We start from the raw sequence: 13,801 nt of genomic DNA on the forward strand, positions 1-13,801 counted from the left end.
TCATGTTTATAAAAGGTTAAAATCAATATTGCCCTTTTTAATTTCCTATCTTTGCCGCTTTAAGTAAACGTACTCATCTTACAAACTAAATATATCAGATCATGGGAAAAGGTTTTTTTCAAGTTCCAACAGCTATAAATGAGCCTGTAAAGTCATATGCGCCCGGAACCCCAGAAAGAGAAGAAGTTCTGGCAACCTATAAATCAATGTATAATACTACTATTGATGTACCTCTTTATATAAACGGAGAAGAAATCAGAACTGGAGATACAGAAACGATGTCACCTCCTCACGACCATAAACATGTTTTAGGAACATATCATAAAGCTGAAAAACAGCATATACAAAAAGCTATCGACACAGCGTTAGAAGCTCGCACGAAATGGGCAAATCTTGCTTGGGAACAACGTGCTGCTGTATTCTTAAGAGCTGCAGAATTAATTGCTGGTCCTTACAGAGCAAAGATTAATGCAGCGACGATGTTAGCGCAATCAAAAAATATTTTTCAGGCTGAAATTGATGCAGCTTGTGAATTTATAGACTTCTTAAGATTTAATGTAGAATTTATGACTCAGATCTATGAAGATCAACCAGACTCTACTTCTGGAGCTTGGAATAGATTAGAGTATAGACCGTTAGAAGGTTTCGTATATGCAATTACTCCTTTTAACTTTACTGCAATATCAGGAAATCTACCTGCGAGTGCTGCGTTAATGGGAAACACTGTCGTATGGAAACCAAGTGATAGTCAAATATATTCTGCAAAAGTAATTGTTGATATTTTCAAAGAAGCCGGAGTTCCTGATGGAGTAATCAATGTAGTATACGGTGATCCTGTGATGATAACAGACACTGTATTAGCAAGTCCGGATTTTGCTGGTATCCACTTTACGGGAAGTACTCATGTATTTAAAGACATTTGGGCCAAAATTGGAACCAATATCCACAACTATAAAACCTACCCTAGAATCGTAGGCGAGACTGGAGGTAAAGATTTTATTGTTGCACATCCAAGTGCAAATGCAAAACAAGTTGCTACTGGGATTTCTAGAGGAGCTTTCGAATTCCAAGGACAAAAATGTAGTGCAGCTTCCAGAGCTTATATACCAAAAAGCTTGTGGAGCGATGTAGAAAAATTCTTATTGGCAGACATCAAATCCTTCAAAATGGGATCTCCAGAGGATATGAGCAATTTCATTACTGCTGTAATTCATGAAGGATCATTCGATAAACTTGCTAAGTATATTGATCAAGCTAAAGAAGATGATAATGCTACAATTATTGCTGGTGGTGGGTATGACAAGTCAAAAGGATACTTTATAGAACCAACGGTGATTCTTACAGAAGATCCAAAATACACCACAATGTGTACTGAACTTTTTGGACCTGTGATTACAATCTATGTATACGATGACAATCAATGGGAAGAAACTTTAAAATTAGTTGATCAAACTAGCGAATATGCTTTAACAGGTGCTATTTTCTCTACAGATAGATATGCAGCTGCAGAAGCCACTAAAGCGTTAGAAAATGCTGCTGGAAACTTCTATATCAATGACAAACCAACTGGTGCTGTTGTAGGACAACAACCATTTGGAGGAGCAAGAGCTTCGGGTACTAATGATAAAGCAGGATCATACCTAAACCTATTACGTTGGGTATCTCCTCGTACGATAAAAGAAACATTTGTTTCACCAGCAGACTACAGATATCCATTTTTAGGAGAATAGTAAATGCTAAAACATATTACAAGCAAACCGTATATCTCATTTTGGGTATTATCTCTATTTATGACGATATACGGTTTTTATTTTCAGAATGACACTTTAGATATCAATGTACATGACACCTATTACGTAATCTCTTGGTTTCATGTTTTTTTGCTTATGTCCCTTTTATTTCTTGGTATTGGGTTGACTTATTTTACAATTCACAAATTGAATAAAACAAAAAATCTAATACTTACTTACATTCATATTATAGGAACAATTGGTGGACTTCTTTTATTTACATTGGTTCCTTATATTTTTTCTTCCGAATCAAAATGGTCCTATAACGATAATCTTATTATTACTCAACTAATACTTTTATCATTAGTAATGTTGGTACAACCTATTTTGTTTATACATTTAATGATTAGTATTTTTAAGAAGAAATAACCCTATGATTATACGTCCAGCAAAAATTAAAGATCTGCCTATTCTGTTAGATTTCGAACAAGAAATTATAAAAACAGAAATCCCAATGGACCCAACTTTAATTACTTCAGAAAAAATAAATTATTATGACCTTTCTGAATACATTACAGCAGATCACACAGAAGTAGCTGTAGCAGAAATTAATGGAGAAATAGTAGGCAGCGGTTATGGGCAGATAAGAGATCGAAAAGTGTTTTTCAAAGAAACGACGATGGGATATATAGGATTTATGTTTGTTAAGGAAGATTATCGAGGAATGGGAGTAAGTCAAAATATAATAAAATATTTATCCGATTGGTTCCGCTCAAAAGAAATCTATGAACTCCACTTAGATGTATATGATCAAAATCCTCGCGCCATTAAGGCGTATGAAAAAGCAGGTTTTGAAAAATATCTCGTGAAAATGAGAGTGAATTTAAAAGATTGACCCTCAGAATTAGTTATTGTTTATTTTCTATAAAAAAAACAAATTTTCATCTTCTTTAGCTTTATAAAAACAATAAATCTCACTTTGCTTTTTTCCTTAAAAACCAAGACAGTTTCATAGCTAAAGCACCATAAGCAGCACCTATTCTAATTTCTCTCTTATACGGAGCTAGCTTAGCCTCAATACGCAAAGGTGATTTGGACTCCCAGACAACGTTATCAGGATTGGCTATTTCATATATTTTAAGTGCCACTTCTATTTTACAAGGCTGTGAAAAACCTACATTATACCCAGGATACACCCACAATGTTTCTACATGCAAATTATATTTTGCCTCTGGATTATTTTCTGAAACTTTGATTTTTCTTTTTTTAGGTATTGCATAATTCAAGTTTTCGATAAACATTGGTGCATATACTGTATCTCTATCGGCAAACCAAGAACCTTTGAACCTTTCGCCAGCACCAGATCCAGGTTTATGTCTTTCTCGTATTCGCATCTTATCTTCTATAAACTCCTCTTCTGTCTCATAACCATGCACCTTTATATTATCATACCCAAAAGTAACTGACAGTTCTTTTTCTCCTGCAAGTACAGAAATATCTCCAGAAGCTGTTTTAATTTTTTGACCTAAAACAGTTAGTGAACAAAAAATAATTAGAAGTATACTAAGCGTTTTTCTCATATTCTTAAGTGGTTAAGTATGTTTTCGCGGTAGTGTTTAGCAATTACTAATTGATAAGCAACTCTCCCTGTTTACTCTTTTTATTATAACTTATATTTTAATGGCATGTACACCACTTTTTTGGTTTCAAAAAACTCCTCTTCAAAATAATCCGACAAATTGTATTGATGCGCTTTTGGAAATGCGGAAAGTTCCTCGGTAAGATCACCTCCTTTTAAATATAGTATTCCATTAGACAATTGATGATTAGACTTTTTAGTGATATTCTTTCGAATCCATTTTACAAAATCTGGCATATTAGTTACAGCCCTGCTTATGATAAAATCAAAACGTTCATCAAAAGTTCCTGCTCTTCTTTGTTCCGCTTTTACATTAGTCAACCCCAATGCTTTTACCACTTCATTTACAACTCGAATCTTCTTTGCAATCACATCTACTAAGTAAAATTCAGTTTCTGGAAATAAAATAGCCAAAGGCACACCTGGAAATCCTCCTCCAGTACCTACATCCAAGACTTTAGCACCAGGTTTAAATTGTTCAACTTTTGCTATACCCAGTGAATGCAAAACATGTCGTTCGTATAGTAAATCAATATCTTTTCTGGATATTACATTAATCTTAGCGTTCCAATCTTTATACAAATCACCAAGCCTTTCAAATTTTTCTTTTTGATCATCAGTTAGATCGGGGAAATATTTATGTAGAATATCCATGGACTAATTTTTAAAGCGCAAAAATACATCTAAACTTGGATATATTTTACTACTTTTTAAGAAGTTAAAAAAATATAAATACCTAACTTTACCGAATAAAGTATGACGAATACCGTTAAGTCATAAATATGAAACCCATGACTACACCTAATGTGAAATTTAGCAGAGTTGATTCAGCAAAATTTTTCAGAACTCTGAATAAGCGAGTGAATCAATATTTCAAAGAAAATAATATTAAACGAACGGGAAACTGGAAGCTACATTTGAAAACAATTATCATGTTTTCGATATTCTTAACCCCATATTTTCTAATACTTACCCTTGATATATCACAATGGTGGATGCTTTTGCTTACCGTTATAATGGGTATTGGTATGGCAGGAGTTGGTATGAATGTTATGCATGATGGAAACCACGGATCTTATTCTTCTAAAAAGTGGATCAACAAACTAATGGGAAGTAGCATGTATATTCTTGCTGGAAATGTATATAATTGGCAGGTACAACATAATGTTTTGCATCACACTTACACCAATATTCACGGTCATGATGAAGATATGGATGCTGGTAGAATCATTCGTTTTACAAAACATGCTAAATGGATGAAATTTCATAAATTTCAGCATTACTACTCTGTTTTTTTATATGGCTTACTGACTTTTAATTGGGCATTAACAACAGATTTTAAACAAACTAAAAGATATCTAGCTCGAAAATTAGCTTATGGTAAATTACCTAGTCCAATTAAACAGTGGAGCACTATAGTTATAACTAAAATCATATACCTTTTAATTTGGATCGTAGTACCAATGGTGATTATGTCCATCGCATGGTGGAAAATCCTCATCGGTTTTTTCGTAATGCATTATGTAGCTGGTTTGATATTAAGTATCATATTCCAGTTGGCGCATATGGTGGAAGAAGCCCAAATGCCTTTGCCAGACACTACTGGCACTATGAAAAACACATGGGCGATACATCAATTATTTACCACTGTAAATTTCTCAACCAAAAACAGAATAATAAACTGGTTTACCGGAGGATTAAACCATCAAGTGGAACACCACATTTTTCCACATATTAGTCACATTCATTATACCAAAATTTCTAAGATTGTAAAACAAACAGCACAGGAGTTTAATTTACCATATAATGAGTACAAGACTACTCGCAAAGCGATTATCGCCCATTTTAAACATCTAAAACAGATGGGAATGAAACCTGCTATGCGATCATAACTTTTATTTATCAATTACCAAAATGAGCACACAAGTATCGGAAATGAGTATTCAATTATCAGACAAAATCAACAAATTAAAGGCCTCTGCAACCTTAGCAATGGCAGCTAAGGCTAGAGAATTAAGAGCAGAAGGTAAAGATATTATCGGTTTAAGTTTGGGGGAGCCAGACTTTAATACTCCGGATTTTATAAAAGACGCAGCCATTCAGGCTGTTAACGATAACTACAATTCTTATACACCAGTAGATGGATATGTAGAATTAAAGGACGCAATCATCACAAAATTCAAAAGAGATAACAACCTAACATACGATCGTTCTCAGATTGTAGTATCTACAGGTGCAAAACAATCTCTGTACAATGTTGCGCAGGTATACCTAAACCCTGGTGATGAAGTTATACTTCCTTGCCCTTATTGGGTAAGTTATAGTGATATTGTAAAACTTGCAGAAGGTGTTCCTGTGGAGGTAAAAACTTCTATAGAGAATGATTTTAAAATGACCGCTGATCAACTAGAAAACGCCATAACACCTAAAACTAAAATGATTTGGTACAGTTCTCCTTGTAACCCTAGTGGATCTATATATAGCAAGGATGAATTAAGAGCATTGGCAGATGTGTTACAAAAATACCCAGACATTATCGTAGTTAGTGATGAAATCTATGAGCACATCAACTATGTAGGAGATCATGCTTCTATGGCTCAATTCGAAGATATGTACGATAGAACTGTTACGGTAAACGGTGTTGCCAAAGCATTTGCGATGACAGGATGGAGAATAGGTTATATTGGAGCACCACAAGCCATTGCTAGAGCTTGTAACAAAATGCAAGGTCAGGTAACTAGTGGAGCCAATTGTATTGCCCAAAGAGCAGTTATTACCGCTTTAGAAGCTCCTGTAAGCAATATCCAATATATGGTTGATGAGTTTAAAAACCGTAGAAAACTAATTTTAGATTTATTAGCAGCAATACCTGGTTTCGAATGTAATGAACCCGAAGGAGCTTTTTACGTATTCCCAGACATCTCTTATTATTTTGGAAAAACAATCGATGGCACTACTATTAATAACGCTTCAGACTTTTCTATGTTCTTATTAGAGAAAGCAAATGTTGCCACTGTTACTGGAGATGCTTTTGGAAACGGAAACTGCATCAGAATATCTTATGCTGCAAGTACTGAACAAATTACTGAAGCTATAAACAGAATCAAAAAAGCTGTTAGTTAATTAACAAAATCATATATCTTTTATTAAAAAACCGATGATTCCATAAAAATCATCGGTTTTTATTTTTTCCAAAATAAATTACCGTTTTCGGAGTTATAAGTGATGATATTCTAAAATGTTTTGGGGAAAACACTGAAGAAAGAAATAATTGTAGTTTGAACATAAATAACAATCTTAAAACCCGTATTTGTATTTATGGACATTCTTGAAAAAGAACGTATCGTTCAAAAAAATGTGCTTCAAATTTTCAAAGAGAATTTTAAAAGCCCCCTTTCAGATGATGAGATTCTAAATTATACGCCTTCGGACATCGATAATTCAACATCTTATTACGAAGCAATACTTGACATCTTTTTTATAGAACCTATTTATTTGCAAAGTGTACAAGGCAAAGTAAAAGACACCATTAAAAAGGTGGCAGAGCTTTGGCATATCAATCCTTATGCAATAGGTCCGTGGGAAGCTGCTTTTTAATATAAAGTTTACCTATTTCTCCAAAAGAAAGGAGTAAGCAGTATAAGAACAGTAAACAATTCTAAACGTCCGATAAGCATTAAGAAAGAACACCACCATTTTCCAAATGCTGGTAATACATCGAAGTTATTCACAGGACTAAGTTTTCCTAAAGCTGGCCCAACATTACCAAGCGAGGAAGCCGCTCCTCCAATCGCGGTTTCGAAATCTAATCCTAGCATTCCTAAAACTAATGAACCAATTATAAACGACAACATATACAATATAAAAAACGCAAGTATATTATATACGATCTCTTTAGAAACCGCTCTAGTATTATAACGCACAGGCAATACCGCTCTTGGATGCAACGTTCTTTTAAATTCTAAAATACCATTACGAATAGTAATTAAATGTCTTACTATTTTCATACCTCCGGCTGTAGACCCAGCAGATCCACCTAAGAACATCAAACCGAAAAATATTATTTTTAAGAAAGGCGTCCAGACGGTAAAATCAGCCGAGACAAATCCTGTTGTAGTCACAACTGCCAAAACCTGAAATAATGCATGCCTAAAAGCACTCTCCGCTTCTCCTAACACCATCGGATGATCTATAACCGAATTTGCAGGATCCGCTTTCAAATAAATAATAATAGCAGAAACTGCGGTAAACACAACCATAAAAATTACATACCACTTAAACTCTTCATCTTTTAAGAATTTACCAAACTTCCCTTTAAAACCGAAATAACTTAAAATAAAATTCATTCCAGCTAAAAACATGAATACAATAATAATGTATTGAATAAGCGGCTGATCATTCCAATAAGCCACACTAGCATTTTTGGTTGAAAAACCTCCAGTGGATAAGGTACTTAACGCATGATTAATAGCATCGAAGAAATCCATCCCTGCAACTTTAAGCAATATGGTTTCTGCAGCTGTATACCCAAAATAGATAAGCCACAGCCTTTTTGCCGTATCTGTAATTCTAGGATGCAACTTATCGGCACTAGGTCCAGGAGCCTCTGCAGCAAATAACTGCATACCTCCAATTCCTAATAATGGTAATATTGCTACCGCTAATACAATAATTCCCATGCCACCTATCCAATGAGTAAGACTACGCCAAAAAAGCACTCCTTTTGGCACAATTTCTATTTCATTAAGTATAGAGGCGCCAGTAGTAGTATAACCAGACATCGTTTCAAAAAACGCATTGGTAAACGAGGGAATGGCATCAGAAAACAAATAAGGTAATGTACCACTTAAGGACATGAAAATCCATCCAAAAGTAACAACAATATAACCTTCTCTTTTATTAATAGACTTTTGATGCTCGCGCGTAAGAAACATTAAAATTATTCCGACAAACATGGTAGACAATGCCGCTAACATGATTTGCATGGTAACACCATCTTTATAGATAAAACTAACGATAGTTGCTATCAGCATAAAACCTCCATTACAGAGCAATAAAAGCCCCATAATATGAGTAATAATTTTAAAGTTAAGCTTAGACATCTTACAGGAAAAGTTTTTCTATTTTCTTAATAGATTTTGGCAAACAGCATACCACTACTCTATCACCCGCTTTTATATAAAAACCTCCAAGAGGAATCATCCCTTCTCCATCTCTAATAACACCAGCTATAATTGCAGATCTTGGAAAATCAAGATCTCTAATCAGATTATCACTCACCTCAGATGTAGGCTTTACAACAAACTCTAGCAACTCCGCATTCATGTTATTGAGCTTTGTCATTGCCACTACTTCCCCTTTTCTAATAAATCTGAATATATTATTAGCTGCTAAAAGTTTTTTATTAATTAATGTATCAATCCCAATCGAATGTGATAATTGAAAGTAGTCCATATTTTCTACTAAAGCTATCGTCTTCCGAACACCTTTCGATTTTGCTACTAAGCAAGACATAATATTGGTCTCTGAATTACCAGTTACAGCAATAAAAGCATCCATATCATCTATGTTCTCCTCTTCTAGCAACTCTACATTACGCCCATCACCATTGATAATCAACGCATTTGGAAGATCATCTGCTAGATCGAAAGCTTTATCCTTATCACTTTCTATAAGCTTAACCCTAAACTTATGATCACATAAATCACAAGTTGTTTTATAACCAATTTTACTCCCTCCAAGAATCATCACTTTCTTGATCTGCTCCTTAACCTTACCGGTTAACTTATACAGTTCTTCCACTCCACCTTTTGATGTCACGAAATATACCTGATCTCCTTCCTTGAATTTAGTATCTCCCCTAGGTATAATAGTATATTGGGTACCTGATCGCTGAATAGCAATGGGCATAAAATGTAATTCTGGAAAAATCTCTGCTGCTTCCCTAACAGTCTTATCTACAAAAAGAGCTGACTCAGAAAGTGTAGTCCCCACCATGGTTAGTGCTCCATCTTCAAACTCATAACTATCACTAAAAGCAGACTGATTAAGCAATAGTTCAATTTCACTAGCTGCTAATGCTTCTGGAGAAATTAATTCATCTATTCCAAACTTAATAAAACCTACTTCTTCCTTATTTTCAATAAACTCAGTATTTGATATTCTGGCGATCGTGCGTTTTGCTCCTAATTGTTTTGCTAAAACACATACAGTAATATTAGTAGTCTCACTAGAGGTAACACTTATTACCATATCAACATTTTCTACTCTGGCATCTTTAAGAATACTTATTGAAGTTGCATCTCCCTTTATCACACGTATATCCAAGTGACTATCCGCATAATTTAAACATTCTTTATCAGGATCTATCAGTGTAATATCCTGAGACTCAAATGAAAGTAATTTCGCCAAATGAAACCCTACCTCGCCTGCTCCGGCAATAATAATTTTCATCGGTGTTTTTTATTATTTATCATCAAAAGATAAAATTAAACTTCAGCAGAAACCCTGTTTTTAAAGGTGAAAAATTTCTACTGAAAAATAAAAGTCTACAAAGATAATGGAATTTAATAAACTGGTAAAATTATTAAATAACGCCTACACAAAAAGCAAATTCAAAATAGTAGTTTATCAAAAAAGATCACTTTCATTTGAAACAATCAAATCCTCTTTAAAGACAAAAAACACATTATTAAGACCAACTTATTTCTACATTTTCAAGTATAAAATCAATCAGTATGTACAGAGTTTTTACAAAAAGAGTAATATAATATCGGCACTTACTTTATTTGAAGTCATTCTCTATAAAAACTATTAAATTGGGTAACAATTTCATGATTATTGTTATTAATCATTTTACCTTAATATTCAACCATAAACCCTAAAACATGAAAAGAACAACTACTATTTTACTTTTATTATTAATTACAACTAACACTCTTTTAAGTCAAAACCTACAAATTACCAGAAGAGACTTTACAGACCCAAACAATTATATACATTCTCTTCTAGAATTAAATGAAACTAACGGAACTATTTTAGACACTTATGATTACACTGCTACATTCCCAGGATTTAACGCAGTAGAAAGTTTAACTTATAATCAAGCAACAAAAGAAGTCTTTGGCATTTCTGATAATTTAATTTTAAAATATAATATAGAAACTGGCATTGAAGATTCCTTTACTCTCCCATCATTAACTTCAGGAGATTATCAGGATGTGGTCATTGCCAATAATAGATTATTTGTTTCTAGAAGGGATTTTACAGATCCAAACAACTACATTCATTCTCTAGTAGAATTAAACCAAACCGATGGTAGCATTATTGACACATATGACTATACTGCTACATTCCCTGGATTCAATTCTGTAGAAAGTTTGACTTACAATTCAGAAACCTCAGAAATTTTCGGCATTTCTGATAATCTAATTTTAAAGTACAACATAGAAACAGGTAATGAAGGATCGTTTACATTACCATCGCTAACTTCAGGTGATTATCAGGATGTAGTCATCGCAAATAATAGGTTATATGTTTCTAGAAGGGATTTCACAGATCCTAACAACTATATTCATTCTTTGGTAGAATTAAATCAGACAGATGGCAGCGTTATTAGCACTTATGACTATACAGCTACATTTCCAGGATTTGATGCTGTAGAAAGTTTAACCTACAACCCAGAAACTTCAGAGATCATTGGTTTTTCAGAAACTTTAGTTTTAAAGTACAATATAGATACAGGAACAGAAGATTCTTTCGACATGCCGACATTATCTTCTGGAAACTATGGAGCAATTGTGAGCACGGCGGATGATCCTGTATTATCAGTGGAGGACGTTCAACTTCCTGAAACCAATCAAAAAATCGTAAAAGCCCATAATTTATTAGGACAAGAAGTTCCGGTAGATTCTACCAACGAAATTATTATTGTTCTTTTTGAAAATGGTACCAGAAAAAAGGTTTACAACTTAAAAATATAAGCTTTCTAATAGGATCTAAAAGACAATCCAACAACTCTTTCTTAAGCACTTTTACAGTCATAAATTAGGAACGGTTGTTGGATTTCTCATTTTAAACATTAATCTTAAAAAGTAAAATCATCCACAATTCATTGCTATCCAATAAGAGTGATATTAAAAAACATTTCGGATTACTGTAACTAAATGACATTCTTTTCCTACGATACCTATCAAAAATGTATATTTGCCTAAATTTTTTTGAATGTCAGAAAAGATAACGCCATACAAAGACAAAACTACCACCAAGAAAGAACAGGTTACAGAAATGTTTGATACTATTTCTGGCAACTATGATGGTTTAAACAGGGTCATTTCTTTCGGGATTGATGTGAAATGGCGTAAAAAAGTTGTCAAAATAGTTTCTAAAACGCAACCAAAAAACATTCTAGATGTAGCCACAGGAACGGGAGATCTAGCAATTAATCTAGCAGAAACGGGAGCTACCGAAATTGTTGGCTTAGACATTTCCGCAGGGATGCTAGATGTAGGAAAAGATAAAATCAAAGCGAAAAAACTAGACCAAATTATCACAATGGTGAAAGGAGATGGTGAGAGTTTACCCTATGAGGATAATTATTTTGATGCTATCACTGTTGCTTTTGGTGTAAGAAATTTTGAAGATTTAGAACAAGGTTTATCAGAAATATATCGCGTATTAAAACCAAAAGGAATATTTGTTGTTCTGGAAACCTCAGTACCTACGAAAACCCCTTATAAACAAGGTTACAAACTATATACCAGCTCAATACTACCATTAATTGGAAAGATCTTTTCTAAAGATAGATCCGCTTATTCTTATCTTAGTGAAAGTGCTGCAGCTTTTCCTTATGGAAATGCTTTCAACAATATTTTGAGAAAAATTGGGTTTATAGAAGTCGAGGATCATCCACAAACTTTTGGTGTCGCTACAATTTATACAGCAACAAAATAATATGAAAAGAATTTTTATTGCCATAGCTGTGATCGTTTGTACTCAAGATATGAGTGCACAGTTATTTTCTAAAGAACGTGTTAGAAATTTACAAAACTATGATAAGCCAAGATTAAGTTGGGGATATATTCTTGGATTTAACACCTATGACTTTAATTTTGACTATAAAGCTACTCCAGAAGGTGAAGATCCTATACTGGACAATGATGTAGAAGTCGCTAAATCCATTGGTTTTAATGTAGGTCTATTAGGGAATTTAAGAATCAACGACTACCTAGATCTTAGACTAGAGCCACAAGTATCATTTGTAAGAAGAGACTTAACTTTTACAGGACCTGATTTTGATGAAAATCAAAGATTCAGAGAAGTAACTTCTACCTATGTTCATATACCATTACTATTAAAAGTTTCCACCAAAAGACTTAATAATTTTAAACCATTTATTGTTGGTGGAGTATCTACTTCTATAAATTTATCCAGTAATGAAAGTAATCCAGATGACAATAGTGTAGGACAGTTTAGAACAAAAACAAACACTAATTATTTTGAACTTGGATTTGGGGTTGACTTTTACTTATTTTATTTCAAATTCACACCTTCGATACGCGGTGTGTTTGCAATGACGGACGAATTAGTTGCTGATAATGATCCTAATAGCCCTTATACATCGGCTATTGATAAAATGTCTTCTAGAGGAGTTTTTATCAACTTTACCTTTCAATAAAAACACTAAGAACGTCTAAATTCATTAAGAATTATTGCGGTAGCCGTTGCCACATTCAAGCTTTCCGTTATTTGGGTTTCACCAAATCTTGGTATGGCTATTCTTTTTGAAACCAGTGATGCTATCTCACCAGAAATACCATTAGCCTCATTGCCCATTACAATAATTCCTTTTTTAGACAACGATTCTTGGTAAATAACCTCACCATCCATAAACGTTCCATACACTGATACCGTATCTTTATATAAACTCAAAAAGTCAAAAAGGTTAGTATACGTTATATTAACACGTGTGATAGACCCCATAGTAGCTTGAACAACCTTTGGATTATAACAATCTACAGTTTGATCAGAACATACTAAATTAGTGATCCCAAACCAATCGCATAAACGAATAATCGTTCCAAGATTTCCAGGGTCACGAACATCATCCAGAGCTACAATCAAATTATCTACATCAATTAACTCAGCATTTGGGATATAAAAAAGCGCTAGTGCAAACTGCGGTGTCTTAAGAAAAGTAATTCCTTTTAACTCAGCATCACTTACAATAAACGTTTTTTCTTTGGGTGTATTAAAAAAAGACTCATCCATCGAAAAAAGAGAATGAAGCTCTAAATCAGCATCTAAAAACTCCTGAATCACTTTTTTACCTTCTGCAACAAACAATCCATGTTGTTTTCGGTACTTTTTTTGATGTAAACTATTTATTAATTTCTTTTGGTTTTTGCTAACCATACAAATAATGTATTTTTGA

At 33.7% G+C, this 13,801-nt stretch carries 13 protein-coding genes; 8 read left to right on the forward strand and 5 right to left on the reverse strand.

The window, feature by feature from the left end:
• The first annotated feature begins 101 nt into the window (after positions 1 to 101).
• The gene (gene pruA / locus ACWNT5_RS00065; RefSeq protein WP_299602713.1) at positions 102 to 1,730 is read left to right on the forward strand and encodes an L-glutamate gamma-semialdehyde dehydrogenase; all 1,629 of its coding nucleotides are present in this window, start codon (positions 102 to 104) and stop codon (positions 1,728 to 1,730) included.
• A gap of 433 nt (positions 1,731 to 2,163) precedes the next feature.
• Entirely contained in the window at positions 2,164 to 2,625 is a 462-nt protein-coding gene (locus ACWNT5_RS00070; protein WP_456516245.1) for a GNAT family N-acetyltransferase, read from the forward strand.
• 79 nt (positions 2,626 to 2,704) lie between these two features.
• Here the strand turns inward: ACWNT5_RS00070 and ACWNT5_RS00075 are convergent, their stop codons facing one another.
• Both ACWNT5_RS00075 and rsmG read right to left on the reverse strand, forming a co-directional pair.
• Complete coding sequence (locus ACWNT5_RS00075) at positions 2,705 to 3,310, reverse strand: hypothetical protein (RefSeq protein ID WP_299602718.1); 606 nt, start codon at positions 3,308 to 3,310, stop codon at positions 2,705 to 2,707.
• An 83-nt stretch (positions 3,311 to 3,393) separates the two neighbouring features.
• Positions 3,394 to 4,023: a 16S rRNA (guanine(527)-N(7))-methyltransferase RsmG gene (gene rsmG, locus ACWNT5_RS00080; RefSeq protein ID WP_456516246.1), complete on the reverse strand. Its 630-nt coding sequence runs from the start codon at positions 4,021 to 4,023 to the stop codon at positions 3,394 to 3,396.
• 137 nt (positions 4,024 to 4,160) lie between these two features.
• Between rsmG and ACWNT5_RS00085 the strand changes: the two genes are divergently transcribed.
• From ACWNT5_RS00085 to ACWNT5_RS00095, 3 genes are all read left to right on the forward strand, one after another.
• The gene (locus ACWNT5_RS00085) at positions 4,161 to 5,261 is read left to right on the forward strand and encodes a fatty acid desaturase family protein (RefSeq protein ID WP_343911928.1); all 1,101 of its coding nucleotides are present in this window, start codon (positions 4,161 to 4,163) and stop codon (positions 5,259 to 5,261) included.
• A gap of 43 nt (positions 5,262 to 5,304) precedes the next feature.
• Positions 5,305 to 6,492 carry a pyridoxal phosphate-dependent aminotransferase gene (locus ACWNT5_RS00090; protein WP_456516695.1) on the forward strand — a complete coding sequence of 396 codons (1,188 nt, stop codon included), beginning with the start codon at positions 5,305 to 5,307 and terminating at the stop codon, positions 6,490 to 6,492.
• A gap of 195 nt (positions 6,493 to 6,687) precedes the next feature.
• Complete coding sequence (locus ACWNT5_RS00095; RefSeq protein ID WP_299602727.1) at positions 6,688 to 6,966, forward strand: hypothetical protein; 279 nt, start codon at positions 6,688 to 6,690, stop codon at positions 6,964 to 6,966.
• Positions 6,967 to 6,974: 8 nt separating this feature from the next.
• On the opposite strand, the gene ACWNT5_RS00100 is transcribed toward ACWNT5_RS00095, so the two are convergent.
• Together ACWNT5_RS00100 and trkA are read right to left on the reverse strand one after the other, a co-directional pair.
• Positions 6,975 to 8,471: a TrkH family potassium uptake protein gene (locus ACWNT5_RS00100; RefSeq protein WP_299602730.1), complete on the reverse strand. Its 1,497-nt coding sequence runs from the start codon at positions 8,469 to 8,471 to the stop codon at positions 6,975 to 6,977.
• 1 nt (position 8,472) lies between these two features.
• Complete coding sequence (trkA, locus tag ACWNT5_RS00105; RefSeq protein ID WP_299602733.1) at positions 8,473 to 9,822, reverse strand: Trk system potassium transporter TrkA; 1,350 nt, start codon at positions 9,820 to 9,822, stop codon at positions 8,473 to 8,475.
• A 434-nt stretch (positions 9,823 to 10,256) separates the two neighbouring features.
• Between trkA and ACWNT5_RS00110 the strand changes: the two genes are divergently transcribed.
• From ACWNT5_RS00110 to porT, 3 genes are all read left to right on the forward strand, one after another.
• The gene (locus ACWNT5_RS00110) at positions 10,257 to 11,351 is read left to right on the forward strand and encodes a hypothetical protein (protein WP_456516247.1); all 1,095 of its coding nucleotides are present in this window, start codon (positions 10,257 to 10,259) and stop codon (positions 11,349 to 11,351) included.
• Between the two features lie 241 nt (positions 11,352 to 11,592).
• Positions 11,593 to 12,321: a bifunctional demethylmenaquinone methyltransferase/2-methoxy-6-polyprenyl-1,4-benzoquinol methylase UbiE gene (gene ubiE, locus ACWNT5_RS00115; protein WP_299602739.1), complete on the forward strand. Its 729-nt coding sequence runs from the start codon at positions 11,593 to 11,595 to the stop codon at positions 12,319 to 12,321.
• A gap of 1 nt (position 12,322) precedes the next feature.
• Positions 12,323 to 13,045, forward strand: coding sequence for a type IX secretion/gliding motility protein PorT/SprT (porT, locus tag ACWNT5_RS00120; protein ID WP_299602742.1), 723 nt, complete (start codon positions 12,323 to 12,325; stop codon positions 13,043 to 13,045).
• 5 nt (positions 13,046 to 13,050) lie between these two features.
• On the opposite strand, the gene ACWNT5_RS00125 is transcribed toward porT, so the two are convergent.
• Positions 13,051 to 13,782, reverse strand: a complete 732-nt coding sequence (locus ACWNT5_RS00125; RefSeq protein WP_456516248.1) for a TrmH family RNA methyltransferase — start codon at positions 13,780 to 13,782, stop codon at positions 13,051 to 13,053.
• Positions 13,783 to 13,801: the final 19 nt, after the last annotated feature.

This window comes from Aquimarina sp. 433, from assembly GCF_054054605.1.